At 64.5% G+C, this 15,547-nt stretch carries 18 protein-coding genes, 1 tRNA gene and 1 pseudogene; 13 read left to right on the top strand and 7 right to left on the bottom strand.

Annotation, left to right across the window (positions count from 1 at the left end; all coding sequences use genetic code 11):
• The first annotated feature begins 82 nt into the window (after positions 1-82).
• The 4 genes from LJ760_RS05785 to LJ760_RS05770 all read left to right on the top strand — a co-directional run bounded on the left by LJ760_RS05785 (position 83) and on the right by LJ760_RS05770 (position 3,020).
• A complete protein-coding gene (locus LJ760_RS05785; protein WP_227920486.1) occupies positions 83-733 on the top strand; it encodes a TIGR00266 family protein in 651 nt (216 codons plus the stop codon).
• Positions 734-846: 113 nt separating this feature from the next.
• Complete coding sequence (locus tag LJ760_RS05780; protein ID WP_227920484.1) at positions 847-1,782, top strand: thioesterase domain-containing protein; 936 nt, start codon at positions 847-849, stop codon at positions 1,780-1,782.
• A gap of 15 nt (positions 1,783-1,797) precedes the next feature.
• The gene (gene ku / locus LJ760_RS05775) at positions 1,798-2,700 is read left to right on the top strand and encodes a non-homologous end joining protein Ku (protein WP_227920480.1); all 903 of its coding nucleotides are present in this window, start codon (positions 1,798-1,800) and stop codon (positions 2,698-2,700) included.
• 5 nt (positions 2,701-2,705) lie between these two features.
• Positions 2,706-3,020, top strand: coding sequence for a hypothetical protein (locus tag LJ760_RS05770; protein WP_227920476.1), 315 nt, complete (start codon positions 2,706-2,708; stop codon positions 3,018-3,020).
• 31 nt (positions 3,021-3,051) lie between these two features.
• Here LJ760_RS05770 and LJ760_RS05765 read toward each other — a convergent pair whose 3' ends face one another.
• Entirely contained in the window at positions 3,052-3,291 is a 240-nt protein-coding gene (locus LJ760_RS05765; RefSeq protein ID WP_227920473.1) for a DUF2630 family protein, read from the bottom strand.
• Positions 3,292-3,348: 57 nt separating this feature from the next.
• On the bottom strand, positions 3,349-3,852 hold the full coding sequence (locus tag LJ760_RS05760) for a DUF4383 domain-containing protein (RefSeq protein WP_227920470.1): 504 nt from the start codon (positions 3,850-3,852) through the stop codon (positions 3,349-3,351).
• A 130-nt stretch (positions 3,853-3,982) separates the two neighbouring features.
• Between LJ760_RS05760 and LJ760_RS05755 the strand changes: the two genes are divergently transcribed.
• Entirely contained in the window at positions 3,983-4,780 is a 798-nt protein-coding gene (locus tag LJ760_RS05755; protein ID WP_227920459.1) for an SDR family oxidoreductase, read from the top strand.
• Position 4,781: 1 nt separating this feature from the next.
• The gene (locus LJ760_RS05750) at positions 4,782-6,266 is read left to right on the top strand and encodes an FAD-dependent oxidoreductase (RefSeq protein WP_227920456.1); all 1,485 of its coding nucleotides are present in this window, start codon (positions 4,782-4,784) and stop codon (positions 6,264-6,266) included.
• 226 nt (positions 6,267-6,492) lie between these two features.
• Here the strand turns inward: LJ760_RS05750 and LJ760_RS05745 are convergent.
• Positions 6,493-6,936: pseudogene (locus tag LJ760_RS05745) on the bottom strand (SRPBCC family protein); the annotation flags it as partial.
• A gap of 272 nt (positions 6,937-7,208) precedes the next feature.
• Between LJ760_RS05745 and LJ760_RS05740 the strand changes: the two are divergent.
• Positions 7,209-7,706, top strand: a complete 498-nt coding sequence (locus LJ760_RS05740) for a Dps family protein (RefSeq protein WP_227920454.1) — start codon at positions 7,209-7,211, stop codon at positions 7,704-7,706.
• 97 nt (positions 7,707-7,803) lie between these two features.
• On the opposite strand, the gene LJ760_RS05735 is transcribed toward LJ760_RS05740, so the two are convergent.
• A complete protein-coding gene (locus tag LJ760_RS05735; protein ID WP_227920453.1) occupies positions 7,804-8,508 on the bottom strand; it encodes a FadR/GntR family transcriptional regulator in 705 nt (234 codons plus the stop codon).
• 260 nt (positions 8,509-8,768) lie between these two features.
• On the opposite strand from LJ760_RS05735, the gene LJ760_RS05730 reads away from it, so the two are divergent.
• From LJ760_RS05730 to LJ760_RS05720, 3 genes are all read left to right on the top strand, one after another.
• Positions 8,769-9,287: a gluconokinase gene (locus LJ760_RS05730; protein WP_227920451.1), complete on the top strand. Its 519-nt coding sequence runs from the start codon at positions 8,769-8,771 to the stop codon at positions 9,285-9,287.
• Positions 9,288-9,401: 114 nt separating this feature from the next.
• Positions 9,402-10,178, top strand: a complete 777-nt coding sequence (locus tag LJ760_RS05725) for a metal-dependent hydrolase (protein WP_227920450.1) — start codon at positions 9,402-9,404, stop codon at positions 10,176-10,178.
• A 49-nt stretch (positions 10,179-10,227) separates the two neighbouring features.
• Positions 10,228-11,958, top strand: a complete 1,731-nt coding sequence (locus LJ760_RS05720) for a cation:proton antiporter (RefSeq protein ID WP_227920449.1) — start codon at positions 10,228-10,230, stop codon at positions 11,956-11,958.
• Between the two features lie 69 nt (positions 11,959-12,027).
• Here LJ760_RS05720 and LJ760_RS05715 read toward each other — a convergent pair whose 3' ends face one another.
• Together LJ760_RS05715 and LJ760_RS05710 are read right to left on the bottom strand one after the other, a co-directional pair.
• A complete protein-coding gene (locus tag LJ760_RS05715; RefSeq protein WP_227920447.1) occupies positions 12,028-12,405 on the bottom strand; it encodes a VOC family protein in 378 nt (125 codons plus the stop codon).
• A 69-nt stretch (positions 12,406-12,474) separates the two neighbouring features.
• A complete protein-coding gene (locus LJ760_RS05710; protein WP_227920442.1) occupies positions 12,475-13,218 on the bottom strand; it encodes a LysR family transcriptional regulator substrate-binding protein in 744 nt (247 codons plus the stop codon).
• Between the two features lie 80 nt (positions 13,219-13,298).
• On the opposite strand from LJ760_RS05710, the gene LJ760_RS05705 reads away from it, so the two are divergent.
• Positions 13,299-13,661 carry a DUF5997 family protein gene (locus LJ760_RS05705; protein WP_227920951.1) on the top strand — a complete coding sequence of 121 codons (363 nt, stop codon included), beginning with the start codon at positions 13,299-13,301 and terminating at the stop codon, positions 13,659-13,661.
• A 144-nt stretch (positions 13,662-13,805) separates the two neighbouring features.
• On the opposite strand, the gene LJ760_RS05700 is transcribed toward LJ760_RS05705, so the two are convergent.
• Positions 13,806-13,888, bottom strand: a tRNA-Leu gene (locus tag LJ760_RS05700).
• 439 nt (positions 13,889-14,327) lie between these two features.
• Between LJ760_RS05700 and LJ760_RS05695 the strand changes: the two genes are divergently transcribed.
• Both LJ760_RS05695 and LJ760_RS05690 read left to right on the top strand, forming a co-directional pair.
• Positions 14,328-15,059 carry an FhaA domain-containing protein gene (locus tag LJ760_RS05695; protein WP_227920440.1) on the top strand — a complete coding sequence of 244 codons (732 nt, stop codon included), beginning with the start codon at positions 14,328-14,330 and terminating at the stop codon, positions 15,057-15,059.
• Complete coding sequence (locus tag LJ760_RS05690) at positions 15,059-15,544, top strand: FHA domain-containing protein FhaB/FipA (protein WP_442860635.1); 486 nt, start codon at positions 15,059-15,061, stop codon at positions 15,542-15,544. The genes LJ760_RS05695 and LJ760_RS05690 overlap by 1 nt, the downstream gene beginning before the upstream one ends.
• Positions 15,545-15,547: the final 3 nt, after the last annotated feature.

Below are 15,547 nucleotides of genomic sequence, written 5' to 3'. Positions count from 1 at the left end.
CCACGGAACCCCGCACTTAGGATTCAGGCAGTTATATTCGCAGCGCAGACCACCGAATCCCATATTTTTATAAGAGGTAATTGTGAAAGTAGAAATCCGTCACAGCCCGGCATACGCAGTAGCCCGCTGCTTCCTTGAACCCCACGAAGCAATGAAAGTGCAGCCGGGAGCAATGATGGCGCATTCCTTCGGAGTAACGCTCACTGCGAAGGCTGACGGCGGCTTTATGAAGGGCCTGGGGAAAATGATCGGCGGGGAGAGCTTCCACACCACCGTTTTCACCGCCCCCGCCGAGGGCGGCTGGGTCGATGTCATTTCCGAGTCCGTCGGAGACGTGGTTTCCGTCGGGGTGGATAACGCAACGGGCTTCCGCCTGACGAAGGGAGCCTGGCTGGCGAACGACGGGAATCTCGACGTCGGCCCGGACGCCTCCCTGAACGGCATGTTTTCCGGTTCGGGACTCGTTGTGCTGAAGGTCAGCGGCAAGGGCAACCTCCTGGTGTCCTCCTACGGAGCATTGGACGTTGTATCCCTGAAAGCAGGGGAAGGCTTCACTCTGGACACGGGCCACCTCGTGGGCTGGGAGTCGAGCATCCAGATGCGGACGCGCAAGGCGGCCGGCATCTTCAATTCGCTGAAGAGCGGCGAAGGCCTGGTGGTTGATCTGCAGGGGCCCGGCGACGTGATTATGCAGACCCGCGTTTTCAGTCCCGTCGCTGCCGCTGCGCGCTGACGTCCTCCCCTTCACTGGCGGCATGGACTGCGGCATGTGAAAGTGTCCCTATCGGGCCCAAACGGCTGGCCCGCGCGGCCGGTGAAGGTGCCGCCGCAACGAAGGAGGCAGCCATGGATCCCGCACCCCTCGGACCACCGGAGAAACCCGGAACGCTGGTTTTCCTGCCGGGCACCGGCCAGCCCAATCCGCAGCTCGCGGACCGGATCCGGGAGCAGATGGCCGCGGTGCCGGGATTGTCCGATTACCGGGTGCTGCCGGTCGATTGGGCCGCCGCCGCACCCGATAAAGTCAGCTTTGTCCCGGCGTTGCCCCCGCGCTATGTGGCCGACGATCCGCCTGGAGTGACCGATACGTCCCTGGCCCTGGCCCTTTTCGGCATGGACCTGGGGGCGGCTGATTGGCTGAAACAGGCCTCCAGTGCCGGCGCCCCGCCGGCACGTCCTGACGCCGCGTTCCTGGGGGAAACGCTGCAGGATCTGGTCCTGGGGGTGGTCACGGAGGCAGGGATCCGGCACCGGATCCGCCTCACGGATGCCGCGGGCAGCTTCTTCGGCAAGGTCGCCTTCTATCTGCGCCACGGTCCGGCCGCCTGCGCCCGCATTGCGGATACCCTGCGCAGCACGGACCAGGACGCGCCTGTCGTGTTGTTCGGCCACAGCCTCGGCTCCGTGGCCGCTGTTGACCTGCTCAGTTCCCCGGAAGCGAACGGCATCCGGGTGGATTTGCTGGTGACCGTGGGCTCGCAGGCGCCGTGGTTCTATCTCCTCGATGCCCTCGCTTATCTCGGACCGGTCCGCGGCGGTTCAGGGCCCGCAGTCCCCTGGTTGAACTTCTGGGACGAGCGCGACCTGATTTCCTTCTGCGCCGAACGCGTGTTTGCCGGCCGGGATGTGAACGTGACCGACAGCGAAGTCGACTCAGGCAAGCCCTTTCCCGAATCCCATACCGCCTATTTTTCCGATCCACGCGTATACCGGCAGCTATGGGAGCATCTGCGGGAGGCACGCGCAGACAAACCCGGCTCTGGCAACGGAACCGGAATCTAGTGTTCACTGGACTACATGAGAGCGATCTGGAAAGGCGCCATTGCGTTTGGGCTGGTCAACGTGCCGGTCAAGGTTTATGCCGCCACCGAGGACCACGACGTCAGCCTTCACCAGGTGCATGGCAAAGACGGCGGACGCATCCGCTACCAGCGCCGCTGCGAGATCTGCGGTGAGGTGGTGGAATACAAGGACATCGCAAAGGCGTACGACGACGGCGAGCAGACGGTAGTCCTTACCGACGAGGATCTGGCGTCCCTTCCCGTGGAGAAAAGCCGGGAAATCGACGTCGTGGAATTCGTGCCCAGCGAGCAGGTGGATCCCATCCTGTTTGACCGGACGTACTATCTGGAGCCGGACTCCAAATCGACAAAGTCCTACGTGCTGCTCCGCCGCACCCTTGAGGACACCGACCGCACGGCTATCGTCCAGTTCTCGCTCCGGCAGAAGAGCCGGCTGGGTGCCCTGCGCGTACGCGGCGACGTGCTGACCCTCCAGACCCTGCTGTGGGAGGACGAGGTCCGGGAGGCCACCTTCCCCTCCCTCGACGAAAAGGTGCGGATTTCCGCCAAGGAGCTGGAGATGTCCTCGGCCCTCGTGGATTCCTTCAGCGGGGACTTCGATCCTTCCGAATTCACCGACGATTACCAGGAGCAACTCAAGACCCTGATCGATGCCAAGCTCGAACAGGGAGACTCGCTCGACACGGAGGAGACCTTCGGCGGAGAATCCGAGGAGGATGAGGGCGGCAAGGTCCTGGACCTCATGGAGGCGCTGCGGCGGAGCGTAGAGAAGAACCGCGACAAAAAGAGCGGCACCGACAGTAAAAGCACCAAAGAGGACGGCACCAAGAAGGCTCCCGCCAAAACCGCGAACTCGAAGAGCACCAAGAGCACAGCCAAAACCCGGAAAGGCGCCTGACCGCTATGGCATCTCGTAATTTCTTCACGGACCGGTTCGGCCGGCAGACCGTTTTCAAGGTGCCTAACGGGCCGCTCATCGGCTGGGGCGTGTTTGGCGTGGCGTCCATGATGGCACTGACGCCCAGGAACGCCGGGCTGCTGAAGACCCTCAGCAAAGGCTGCCTGATGGTGTGGGCCCTTGGGGAGACCTTCCGAGGTGACAGCGGCTTCCGGCGCAGCATCGGTGCCGCCACCCTGCTGCATGAGGTCACCGGACCGGCGGACCCGGATACTGAAGCCGGCACGTCGAAGGTGGCCGGCAGCCGGCAGCAGCACTAGTCCGCTCGGGGCCGGCCGTACGGGATGATCCCTACTGGCGGTATCCCTCGACTTCACCCACGGGCCGCTCCTGCGCCTCATCCGGGTCCTGTCCGGCGTCGGCCTTGGCCCGCCGCTGGCGGAGGAGGTCCCAGTACTGGTCCAGCTGTTCCTCCACCCGCTTTAGCTCCGCGGCATGCTTTTGTGGTTCCGCACCCGGGTCCGCCTCCCGCAGGGACTGCTCCCGCGCTACGAGTTCCTGGATCCGGTGCTGGATTTCCTGTTCGTCCATGGCTCCAACGCTAACCGGGGCGGGCTGCGGATTCCAGCATCGGACGCGGCAGCCCGGCTAGTTGGGGACTGACCCTTCACCGGGGTTCGGGTTGCTGCGGTACGAGCTCGGTTCGCTCTCACGGCCCAGGAAGATGCCCAGCAGGATCATCACCACTGCCAGCACTGCGTGCAGCCAGTTGTCCGCCGTGTTGAAAGGAACGAAGTTGGCGTCTGAGTCCAGCGGGATGAGCAGCCCGTAAATGAAGAGCAGGGCGTAGAGGATGCCTCCTCCCAGCAGATAGAGCTTGGCCGAGGAGTGCTTCCGCGCCAGGGCAAGCCCGGCAAAGCCCAGCAGCATGTGGACCACGTTGTGGAGAACCGAGACCTGGAATATGCCCAGAAGTGCGGCTTCGGATGCGTAACCCGAGAAGTAAAGCTGGCTGTAATTGATGGTGGCCCCGGGAATGAACCCCAGGACTCCGATAAGCAGGAAAACAATCCCGAACGCAATTGCGGCTTTTTGCGCATTGGTCCTGCGTGCCGAGAGTCCGCCGCTGGAACTGTAGCTGGGGTATGCCATGATGACTCCTCTGCTCCGCGGCACCGGAGAACCGGACCGGGAGGATTCGGTGATCAGGACTTTAAACTGTTGCACAATTGGGGCAAGGTGGGAAGCATACTGACTTTCCAAGACCATGAGGGGGTACCAGATGGAGTTTGCGCCTAAAACGGCAATAGTTACGGGGTCGGACTCCGGCATAGGACGCGCCGCCGCCGTAGCACTCGCCAAGGCGGGAATGGATGTGGGCATTACCTGGCATTCGGATGAACGCGGTGCCATGGACACTGCGGAAGAGGTCCGCTCGCACGGCCGCACCGCCGTCGTCGCCCATCTGGATACCACCGATCTCCCAGGGTGCGCGGACGTCGTGGATTCCCTGGCGGAGAAGCTGGGCGGCCTGGACGTGTTCGTCAACAACTCGGGAACCGGTGACGGGCAGAAGTTCCTGGACCTGGGCTATGACGCCTGGCGCACCACCTTGGACACCAACCTCAGCGGGGCTTTCCTCTGCCTGCAGCGGGCAGCTCAGCGCATGGTCGCGGCCGGCAACGGCGGCCGGCTGATCGCCGTCACCAGCGTCCACGAACTCCAGCCACGGGTGGGTGCCGCGGCGTACACCGCTTCCAAGCACGGCCTCGGCGGGCTGATCAAGACCATTGCCCTGGAGCTGGGCAGCTACGGGATCACGGCCAATTCGGTGGCACCCGGGGAAATCGCCACACCCATGACCGGGCAGACGGATTCCGATCCGCGGGCCGAGGACCGCCCCGGGATTCCGCTGGGCCGGCCCGGCTACGCCTCCGAGATCGCCGACGTCGTGGCCTTCCTGGCCTCACCGGCGTCGTCCTACGTCACCGGGGCCTCCTGGGCCGTCGACGGCGGCATGCTCCAGATGGGACCGCAGGGCGGCTCCCACATCACTTCGTCAGCTTGGCGGGAAGGATAACTTGAAATCTCTATGGCTCGATACCGCGCCCGTTATACCCACTGATCCCTTCGACCCCGAGGCGTCCTATGACACCGTGGTGGTCGGCGCCGGACTCACCGGCCTCACCACGGCAGCCCTGCTGGCACGCAGCGGACAGCGCGTAGCCCTCCTGGAAGCACGCACGGTAGGCGCCGTCACCACCGGCAACACCACAGCCAAAGTTTCCCTCCTGCAGGGAACGCAGCTGTCCAGCATCACCTCGCACCACAACGCGGAGACTGCCCGCCAGTACGTGGAAGCCAACCGGCAGGGACAAAGCTGGCTGCTGCGCTTCTGCGACGAAAACGGGATTGGCTACGAGGTCCGGGACGCGTACACCTACGCCACCACCGAGCAGGGACTCAAGAGCCTGCGGAAGGAACACGAGGCAGCCCAGGCGGCAGGACTCGACGTCGAGTTCACAGCGGAGACGGAGCTGCCCTTTGCAACCACGGGTGCACTGCGGCTCCGCGACCAGGCCCAGATCCAGCCGATGACGGTGCTGGCCGGCCTGGCCAAGGATTACCGCGCCCATGGCGGCCGCCTGATCGAGGGCGTCCGGGTGACCGGCGCACGCCACGAGGAGGGCGCCGGCATCAAGGTCGCAACCAGCCAGGGCGAGGTCACCGCCCGGCACCTGGTGCTGGCCACCGGCATCCCGATCCTTGACCGCGGCGGTTACTTTGCCGTGCTGAAACCCGAGCGTTCCTACGCAGTAGCCCTGCCGGTGACGGGAGAGGTTCCGCAGGGCATGTACCTCTCCGTCGATTCACCCACCCGCTCCCTGCGGACCGCGGAGGCAGACGGTATCTCCTACCTGCTCGCCGGGGGCAACGGGCACACGGTCGGCCGGAAAAAGCACACCCAGGAACTGGTGGACGATCTGGTGGACTGGACCGTGGAGAACTTCGCGGTGGGAAGCGCGGCCAGTTATGCCTGGTCGGCGCAGGACTACTCACCGGCACGCAGCCTGCCCTACGTCGGGCAGCTGCCGGTGATGGGGTCCAACATCTATGTAGCCACCGGTTACAACAAGTGGGGCATGACCAATGCCGTCGCGGCTTCGCTGGCCCTGAGCGCGGAGATTCTCGGCGGCGAAAACCCGTGGGCACGCGAGCTGTACAAGCCCCGGGTCGCCCCGCTGGATGCCGCGTCCACCCTGCGGGACAACGCCGAAGTGGGGCTTTCCATGCTCACCGGCTGGGCCGCCGGGCTGGCCAACAGCACTGACACGGCCCCGCCGGAGGGGCAGGGCGTGGTGTCCCGGGAGAACGGGAAACCGGTGGGGACCTGCACCGTGGCCGGCGAGACCAGCCGGGTGTCGGCCGTGTGCCCGCACCTCAAGGGAGTCTTGAACTGGAACGACGCCGAACAGTCCTGGGATTGTCCACTGCACGGCTCCCGGTTCACGGCGAAGGGAACACTGCTCGAAGGTCCCGCGGTCAAGAACCTCGATCCCGCCTGATCGCCGGACCCGGTTTTAACCAAAAAGACTGCGGATGCCATGCAAGGCATCCGCAGTCTTTGTTTGACCTGCCGGGCGGCTAGAGGCCGGCCCGGGGTCCGCCGGATTCCGGATCATCCATCGCCGGATCCGCGTCCGGGGCTGCCGCCAGCCGCGAGGTGTCGGTCGAGGTAGGTCCTACCGGAGCCGTGCCGGCCGCCCCGGTGGCGGCATTGCCGGGGGCATCAACGTTTCCCCGCCACGAACCCGTTTCCGATCCGCGGCTTTCAATGAATTCCTTGAACCGCGCGAGGTCGGCCTTGACCTGCCGGTCATCGGCGCCGACCACGGAACCCAGCTTCTCAACGATATTTTCGGGATCCCAGTCCAGCTGGACGGTGACCCGGGTCTCGGCGTCGCCCAAGCGGTGGAACGTTACGACGCCGGCATGCGACTTTCCGTCCGTACTCTTCCAGGCGACCCGCTCATCCGGATGCTGCTCGGTAATTTCGGTGTCGAATTCCCGCTCGACACCGGCCACCTTGGTTACCCAATGGGTGGTGGTGTCGGAAAGCTGGGTGATGGAGAGAACGCCGCCCATGAAGTGAGGGAAGGACTCGAACTGGGTCCACTGGTTGTAAGCGGTGGTAACCGGTACTGATACGTTGATTGACTCTTCTACGGTGGTCATTCTGTCCCTCCGGTAGTGCGAATCCTGCCTTTGGCCGGGCCGCTTCTCACAGGCCCCGTTTTCCTCACCGTACACAGGACGACAAGTTCCTTCAACTGGAAGTAAGGTTGCTTATATTAGCTTTCCCGGGAACCGGTCCATTCTGTTCCGAGCCGCGCCCCGGGGTTAGGCTGGGGAACAATCCACCTGCCGGAGGCGCTTGATCCGGAACGTAGCCGGGTTTTTCCGGCAGGTGAGTCCAGTACTCATTTTTCGTCAATATTGGAGGAAACATGAAGGCATCTGAAGAGCTGACCACCAACCTGCAGGCCGTCCTGGTGGACATGATCGAACTGCACCTGCAGGGCAAGCAGGCCCACTGGAACGTAGTGGGTAAGAACTTCCGGGACCTGCACCTGCAGCTTGACGAGATCATTGACGACGCGCGCATCTTCGCGGACGAGCTGGCCGAGCGCATGCGTGCCCTCCGCGCCGTTCCGGACGGCCGAAGCGTGGCGGTGGCCAACGGCACCAGCCTGCCGCCGTTCCCCGCCGGGCTGGTTGACACCAGCGATACCGTGACGCACGTGGTCGCCATGCTCGAGGCCGTCGTCAAGACCATGCGCGACGTGCACGACCAGGTGGACGAAGAGGATCCGACCACTGCGGACATCCTGCACGGCTTTATTGCCAAGCTGGAGCAGTACGCCTGGATGGTGGATGCCGAGAACATTTCCGCCACGGCAGAGGTTGTCACCCCCGAAGACAGCAACCTGGAACCGACCCGCTAGGACTCCGGCTTCCGGGCCGGCGTATCCCTTTTCCACGGGGTGCGCCGGCCTTTGCCGTCCCCCCGCACCGCCGGCAGGCAGCTGGCCCAGTGGAAGGCTAACCGGCGATGGCCTGCCGCACTTCTTCGAGCAAATCCATCATGTGCGCCAGTGCGGCAGCGCCGTCCCCGGCAGCGACGGCGTCCGCCACCAGCACATGTCCCCGCAGGGCAGCCTCGCTCGGGTTCGCCGGCATCATGCCCTGCCGGGTACGGCCGGTAAGCACCTCGGCAACCACATCCTGAAGCGAGGCGAACATATCGTTGCCGCTGGCGCGCAGCAGCAACGTATGGAATTCAATATCGGCCTGCAGGAACTCATCCAGCTCCCCCGCTTCGCCGAGCCTTCGAAGCTCCGCGGCCAGCTCCACCATCCGGTCCCGCTCAGCAGGTGCCGCGTGGCTGGCGGCGGCCGCCGCGGCTACCGGCTCCACGCCCACCCGCAGTTCGGTCAGGGTGCGGAACTGCTCTGCCCGACCCGGTCCGGCCAGGCGCCACTTGATGATCCGCGGATCGAACACATTCCACAGCTGCGGTTCCTGCACCACAATGCCGACCCTGCGCTTGGAATACACCAGGTTCATGGACTCGAGGATCCGCATGCAGTCACGGACCACGGTTCGGGAAACTCCGAACTCCTGCTGCAGCCCGTCAAGCGTGAGCCGGTCCCCCGGGGCAAGCACGCCGGAGGCAATGTCCTGGCCCAGGGTCTCGATGATCCGGGCGTTCAGGACCGCGGCCGGCGGCCCGGCATGTTCGTTCATATCCGCATCTTTCCAGCTACGTTCCTTGTATATTCCTTAGAGTGCATATGAGTGAGTGGTGCCGAATCGGCGGGGATACCGCTCGTATCGGCCATCCGCTCCCTGCTTCAGCCTAGCCTCCGAAGCATGCCTTCGGTCAGCCGCCGACGGAGCCCCAATGTACCCGGCCCCGCTCCAACAGTTGGTGATACCTTTGTGCTCAGAAGTTCGTCCGGCAAACCGGTCCGAACCCGCGACAACGGCGTCCCAAGGAGATTTCTATGTCCCCAGCAGCACAGCACCTGGTCATTATGGGTGTTGCCGGATCGGGCAAAACCACCATCGCCAATCTGCTTTCCAAACGGCTCGGATGGATTGCAGCAGAGGCTGACGAGTTCCATCCGGCCGTTAATATCGCCAAGATGTCCGCCGGCGTCCCCCTGGACGACGACGACCGTTGGCCGTGGCTCTACGCCATCCGCGATTGGATGGGTGTCCAGGCGGAAAACGGCCGATGCACCATCGTCACTTGTTCCGCGCTGAAACGCACGTACCGGAACGTACTTGCACAGGCGACCGGGGACGTAACGTTCGTCCACCTGGACGGGAGCAGCGACGTGCTCGCCGAACGCATGAAAACCCGAAGCGGACATTTCATGCCGCCGTCCCTGCTTCCCTCGCAGTTGAGCACTTTGGAGCCGCTCTCACTGGACGAGGCCGGTATCCGGATTGAAATAACGGATTCTCCCGCGGAAATAGTGGATGCCATTCTCCGGCACCTGGGTTTCACGGTTGCCTAAGCATCTCCGCCGTCGGTCCAAGGTGAACGCGGGGCCGGGGAAACCGTGGAAAAATAGGTAGCTTCAATAAACTCTTTTGGCGCCTGCACCGCCCTCTGGAAGGACTTTTCAACCATGATGGGTGGCCACCATGCCGCTAGCGGCGCCGCGGCATGGGTTGCCGTCGCCTCCACCGCTCCCCACGCCTTCGGCTGGTATCCGGTGACGCCGCTCGGCGTCGTCACCGGAGCCCTCTTGACCGCCGGCGCCGCGCTGCTGCCCGATCTCGACCATCACAGCGGGACCATTGCCCATTCCCTTCCCCCGCTCACCAAAATCCTTGCCCGCTTTACGGAGGCCGTCAGCGGCGGCCACCGGCGCGGCACTCATTCCCTGCTCGGGCTGGCGGTCTTCGTGGCGCTGGCAACAGCACTGGGCAGGGTGACCACCGAGGTGCCGGTCTTCGGATCAGTGGCGGTGGGAGCGGGGATCCTGTCCGTCCTGCTTATGGGCTTTGCCTTCAAGGCGCTGAAGATCGCCGGCGGGCCGGTTCGCAGCTGGTTCCTCGCCCTGGCCTTCTCGGGGTTCATTGCCGTCTACGCCCCGGAAAACAATGACTGGCTGCCGGTGGCGGTGGGCCTGGGCGTGGCAGTGCATATTGTCGGTGACCTCCTCACCCACCAGGGCGTAATGATCCTGTGGCCGCTGCGCATCAAGCGCCCGCGTTCCCTGGTCCGCTTCCCTGTTGTCAGTAAGCTCTGGCGGAGCAGCGGCTGCTTCTCGCTGCCCCTGATCGGCGCGGCCGGATCATGGCGGGAATGGGCCCTGATGGTGCCCGTGACCATTTACGCGATATACGGCGTCACCGTGGACGGCATGACGGCGCTGACCGGCTGGTCCCCCTATACCTAGACCGCTTCCCCGGACGGGAGCACAGCCGGGGCAGGATTAAAGTGGAAGTGTGGAACTGGCTCTTTTTGCTGTCGTGGGTGTTGCCGTCATTGTGACGGTTGCTGCCTTTTCCAAACGCCTCGGGATAGCTGCACCATTGATCCTGGTGGTGGTGGGGCTGGCCCTTTCCTACACGCCGGGCATGCCGGAGTTCTCCGTTCCGCACGAATGGATCCTGATGGGCGTGCTGCCCCCGCTGCTCTACGCCGCCGCGGTGAACGTCCCCGTGGTGGACTTCCGGCGCAACATCGGTGCCATTTCCTCGTTGTCCGTCTTCCTCGTCCTGTTTTCGGCTTTTGCCACGGGGCTGCTCCTCTACCTGCTGCTGCCGGACCTGAACTTCGCCGCCGCAGTGGCGCTGGGCGCCGTCGTCAGTCCGCCCGACGCCGTCGCTGCCACTTCGATCGGAAAGAAGCTGGGCCTGCCGCCGCGCCTAGTCACGGTGCTCGAAGGCGAGGGGCTGGTCAATGATGCCACCGCCCTGGTGCTGCTGCGCTCCGCCGTCGCCGCCTCCGCCGGGGGCCTGTCGAGCATCTGGGCCGGCATCGGTGACTTTGCTTTCGCCGTCGTCATGGCCGTTCTCGTCGGACTGCTGGTAGGCGCGGCCACGGTATATGTCCGATCGAAACTCTCCGATCCGGTTCTGGATACGGCAATCTCCTTTGTGGTTCCCTTCATTGCCTTCATTCCGGCGGAGGAAGCCGGGGCCTCGGGTGTGCTCGCCGTCGTCGTGGCCGGGCTGTACACCGGGCACCGCAGTGCCTCAGCGCTGACGGCGCAGGCCCGGATCAATGACAGCATCAACTGGCGGACCATCCAGTTCCTGTTGGAAAACGGCGTTTTCCTCCTCATGGGACTGGAACTGCGGCATCTGGTGGAGAACGTCGACGCCAGCCTGCTTCCGGTCCTCGATGCCGTACTGATCGGACTGGCAACCACCGTGCTGCTGATCCTGCTGCGCTTCGCCTGGGTTACTCCTTTGATCTACCTGCTGCGGCTGAAGGTCCGTCACCAGGAACGGCGGACCAAGCGGTTCCGGCTGGGCCTGGACCGGATCAAGGCGGGCGGGCTGAACGACGATCGGCAGCGCAGGCGGCATCGGCGGGCCGAGCTGCTCTACCTCCGCCGCCGGGCCGACGTCGAGCAACTCGGCCGCGAGGGTTTGGGCTGGCGCGGAGGCTTGGTGATCTCCTGGTCCGGCATGCGGGGCGTGGTGACCTTGGCCGCGGCCCAGTCCCTGCCGGAGCAGACCCCGTACCACGAGCAGCTGGTGCTGATCGCTTTCACGGTGGCCGTGGCAACCCTGCTGCTGCAGGGCGTCACCCTGCCGTGGCTGATCCGTCTCCTGGGGGTTCGGGGCCGGGATGTGGCATCGGATCTGAGGGAGCTGGCCAAGCTGCTGGACGAGCTCAGCGGTGCCGGGCTCAGCGTCCTGGAGCAACCGGCGCAATGCCCGGGCGTACGCCCGGTGGTGGACCCGGATGTGGTTGAGAGGGTCCGCCAGAGCACCTTCCTCCGCAGCGAACTGGCCTGGGAACGGGTACGTGCACTCGGGGAAAACGAGGATCCGACGCCGCAGCTCCAATACCGGGAGCTGCGCCGCGCCGTCGTCGAGGCCGAACGGAACCAGCTGCTGCTGGCCCGCCGAGAGGGACGCTATGCGTCCCGAACCCTTTCGGAGGCGCAGCGGCTGCTGGACCTGGAGGAATCCCGCCTGCACCCGCGGCTGGGGGAACGCTAGCGGGAGTGCTCCCAGGCGGAGAAAGGCGGCCGGGACACCGCCGGCCCAGCATCGCGATTGGCCCTCGCGTCAGTCCTGGTGAAGCTGCAGGTAGTTGCCGCAGCCGTCGTCGAAAACCGCCTGGGCACCCGTTGAATCAAGGGTGGGTTCACCGAGGAACTGGACGCCGAGCCCCGATAACCGCTCATACTCCGCCTGCACATCCGGTACGCCGAGCACCAGCACGGGCAGCTGCTCCCGGTACAGCCCCGTCCGGTACGCTTCGGCAACCGGGTTGTCGCTGGGTTCGAGCAGCAGCCCCGGGCCACCCGGATCTTCAGGCGAGCAGACGATGAACAGGTTGTACTCCGGCATGGCCATCAAGGGTTCCAGGCCAAGGGTGCCCGTGTAGAACTCGTAGGCACGTTCCGGGTCGACCACATGGATGCCGCTCATTTTGATCCGCATCTGCGAAAGGGTACCTCCGGCTCCGGCCGGTGTCAGCAGTGCCGGATCAGCTGTGGAATCAACGGTGCTTCAACGGCTGCGGCGCGGTTTGCCGTTCTTGCCGGCGCCTTTGCCCTTGCCTGCGGGACGCCCGCCGGACTTTGCCGCGGGCTTGGCCGCGCTCCGGGTCTGGCGCTCCTTGGTCCGCTTCCTGGCTGAGGACTTCTGTTCGGCTTGGATGGAGGGTTGGCGGGAGCTGTTCGCGGTCCGCCCGCGCACCACCCCGACAAACTCTTCGATGTCCGCCTCGTCCCGGTCCTGCAACCAGGCAATTCCGATCCGTGTTGCCGGAACACCGTTCACGGGCCGCGCTGCAACGTCCTTCCGGGAGTGCAGGCGGGCTACCGACATGGGGAGGATCACAACACCGCTGCCGGCGGCAGCCACCTCAAGCGCGACGGCGGCGCCTCCCATCTCGTCAATGTCCAGGATCGTCTCGCCGTCGAGATCCGCGAGGTCGACGGCGTCGAAGGCCGCCAGGGGGTGCTCCTTTGAGGCAACGGCGACCGGCTGCTCTTCGTACAGCGGAATCACATTCACGCCGTCCGGGCGCGCGAAACCTTCGGCAGGAATACGGATAAACGCCAGGTCCGCCCGGTTGGAGGCAAGTTCCTCCAGCGCTGCGGGCTCCTCACACTGGAACGTCCTCAGTTCCTGGTCCTGCCGTTCACGCCAGCGGGTGATCCATTTGCCCGGCGTCACGCCCGGTACGTAGGCCACGGTCAGCGGCCGCGACGTTGCCCCCTGCAGGGATGCTGATGTGTCTGTGGGCATCAGAACACCTTAGCCCACCGGGAGGTGGCGCGGCGGGCGGATACCCTTGGAATATGACCACCGAGAAATCTCCCCAATCCATGAAGCCTGCCACGGCAGCCAAGAAACTGGGCATCTATCTGCCCGCAGCGCCGCAGGATTTCCAGGACGGTCCTATTTCGCGGGCCCAATTCGACGAACTCCAGTCCAATCCGCCTGAGTGGCTCACCGAGCTGCGCCGCACCGGACCCCATCCCCGCCCCGTCGTGGCGCAGAAGCTCAACGTCTCGATCGGCGGTTTGACCCGCGCCGGCGTGACCGAGGCCCTGACCACCGAGGAAATCAAGGCACTGCTTGCCCAGCCGCCGGCCTGGCTGGTTGAAGAACGTGCGAGCTTTGCAGCCGTCCGTGCGGAAGCCCAGCGGGTAAAGGAAGCCGAAGCCAAGAAGGCCGAACGCGCCTAGGAGCCCACCGGATTCGCAATAAGGGAGGGGCCGCGCAGATGCTGCGCGGCCCCTCCCTTATTCCGCCCCCCTGCTTCGCGGGACGATCATCCACGACGCAAAAAAATGACCCCGGCCGTCTGGCCGGGGTCATTCTTTTCTATGTGCGCGAGGGGGGATTTGAACCCCCACGCCCTTTCGGACACTGGCACCTGAAGCCAGCGCGTCTGCCGTTCCGCCACTCGCGCATAAATGGTTTCCCGTGGCAACGTTGTGCGGACAATCTCACACGATCCAAGTGGATCCTGTCTGTGATCATTCGTTGCGTTTCCTCGGGAACAGCAGAATCAAGCATACCGGCAATTTGGCCAAACACCTAAACGGCTTCCGAAGCCACCCTAAAACCGCACTGCTGCAAGGAATCACCGGCTGTCCTTCCGGCTTTGCAGGGGACGCCGTGAAGCGGTAACCGGCTTGCCGCAGCCACCGGAGCGGAACGCGGGGCGCCGGGACGGCGGTAAGACAATTATCTGCACTCACCAGTAGTATCGAAGTGGACGCATGTACCTGTGCCCTGCCGGAACCAGTCCCGAACCAGTCCCGGCGGTCGATTCCGCCGGCACCACGGTGCCAGGCAGGTACTGCAGACGAGGCAATTCACTGGACAGGACACGGAAGGAGACGAACTTGGGCATACTCGACAATGTCGAACGCGGCATCGAAAAGATTGTTCGTGGTGCTTTCGCGTCCGGTTCGTCCGGCCGTGTTGAACCGCTGGAGCTTGCCATCGCACTCCGCAAGGAACTGGATCAGCATTCCATGGTCCTGGGCCAGGGCCGGACCCTGGCACCGAATGTCTTTACTGTGCGGCTCTCCACCTCGGACTTCGCCCAGGCACAGAAGTGGGGTGCACCCCTGGCTGAAGAGCTCTGCGACGTGGTCATTAAACACGCACGCAGCCAGTCCTACACACTCCAGGGCCCGGTACGGGTTTCGTTTACCCGCGATTCCTCCCTTAAGGCAGGGGTGCTTGAAGTGGATTCATCCACCGAAAAGTCCCCCTCGGCCCAGGCCCGGATGCCCTCTCCTCCTGCACCGCGGCAGGGACCCTCGGCTCGGATGCAGCCTGTCTTGGACGTTGACGGCCAGCGTTACACCCTCAATGCTCCCTCAGTGGTCCTGGGCCGCTCCTCCGAAGCCGACATCCTCGTGGACGACACCGGTGTTTCGCGCCGCCATCTGGAGATCCGTACCGAGAACGGAGCCAGCCGTGCCGTCGATCTGGGCTCCACCAACGGCAGCTTCGTCAACGGCCAGAAAGTTCAAGGTGAAGCAGTGCTTACCGACGGATCCACAATCACCATGGGACGCACCCGAATCGTCTTTCGGCTGCTGCCTGTCCGGACCGGGGGACGTTAGTGCTCAGCGAATTAACTGAAACACTCCTGCGCTACGGCTTCCTGATCCTGCTGTGGATCATGGTGGTCAGCGTTGTCGGCGCCATTCGACGCGACCTCGCCGTGGGCAGCCGCAACCGGACCGGCACCCCGACGGCCCGCCAGATCCGCAAAGACCCGAACCTTGAACAGCGTGCGCCGGCCCCCAGCAAGGTGACGCCGAGGGAACTCGTAGTGACGGAAGGCCCCCTGCGCGGCACCACGCTTGACCTGGCTGCCAGCCCCATCCTGCTTGGACGGGCACAGGAAGCAACCCTCGTCCTGGAAGACGACTACGCCTCCGGGCGCCATGCCCGCCTCTTCCCCCAGGGCAGCCGCTGGTTCGTTGAGGACCTCGGTTCAACCAACGGAACCTATCTCGGCGGAAGCCAACTAACCCGGGCGTTGCCCGTCGAACCCGGTGTGCCGATCCGCATCGGTAAGACGGTCATCGAATTGAGGCCCTGACAG

Source organism: Arthrobacter sp. zg-Y895, assembly GCF_020731025.1.
In the GTDB taxonomy this organism is placed as follows: Bacteria; Actinomycetota; Actinomycetes; order Actinomycetales; family Micrococcaceae; genus Arthrobacter_B.
Note: the sequence above shows the minus strand (reverse complement) of the source record. Positions and strands in the feature narration are given on the sequence as shown.

Excerpts from the sequence above, each read along its gene's own strand:
- LJ760_RS05730 (WP_227920451.1), top strand. The coding sequence starts at position 8,769 with ATGTCCCCAGCAGCACAGCACCTGGTCATTATGGGTGTTGCCGGATCG.
- LJ760_RS05770 (WP_227920476.1), top strand. The coding sequence starts at position 2,706 with ATGGCATCTCGTAATTTCTTCACGGACCGGTTCGGCCGGCAGACCGTT.
- LJ760_RS05735 (WP_227920453.1), bottom strand. The coding sequence starts at position 8,508 with ATGAACGAACATGCCGGGCCGCCGGCCGCGGTCCTGAACGCCCGGATC.
- LJ760_RS05705 (WP_227920951.1), top strand. The coding sequence starts at position 13,299 with ATGAAGCCTGCCACGGCAGCCAAGAAACTGGGCATCTATCTGCCCGCA.
- LJ760_RS05740 (WP_227920454.1), top strand. The coding sequence starts at position 7,209 with ATGAAGGCATCTGAAGAGCTGACCACCAACCTGCAGGCCGTCCTGGTG.
- LJ760_RS05780 (WP_227920484.1), top strand. The coding sequence starts at position 847 with ATGGATCCCGCACCCCTCGGACCACCGGAGAAACCCGGAACGCTGGTT.
- ku (WP_227920480.1), top strand. The coding sequence starts at position 1,798 with ATGAGAGCGATCTGGAAAGGCGCCATTGCGTTTGGGCTGGTCAACGTG.
- LJ760_RS05760 (WP_227920470.1), bottom strand. The coding sequence starts at position 3,852 with ATGGCATACCCCAGCTACAGTTCCAGCGGCGGACTCTCGGCACGCAGG.
- LJ760_RS05725 (WP_227920450.1), top strand. The coding sequence starts at position 9,402 with ATGATGGGTGGCCACCATGCCGCTAGCGGCGCCGCGGCATGGGTTGCC.
- LJ760_RS05755 (WP_227920459.1), top strand. The coding sequence starts at position 3,983 with ATGGAGTTTGCGCCTAAAACGGCAATAGTTACGGGGTCGGACTCCGGC.
- LJ760_RS05765 (WP_227920473.1), bottom strand. The coding sequence starts at position 3,291 with ATGGACGAACAGGAAATCCAGCACCGGATCCAGGAACTCGTAGCGCGG.
- LJ760_RS05715 (WP_227920447.1), bottom strand. The coding sequence starts at position 12,405 with ATGCGGATCAAAATGAGCGGCATCCATGTGGTCGACCCGGAACGTGCC.
- LJ760_RS05710 (WP_227920442.1), bottom strand. The coding sequence starts at position 13,218 with ATGCCCACAGACACATCAGCATCCCTGCAGGGGGCAACGTCGCGGCCG.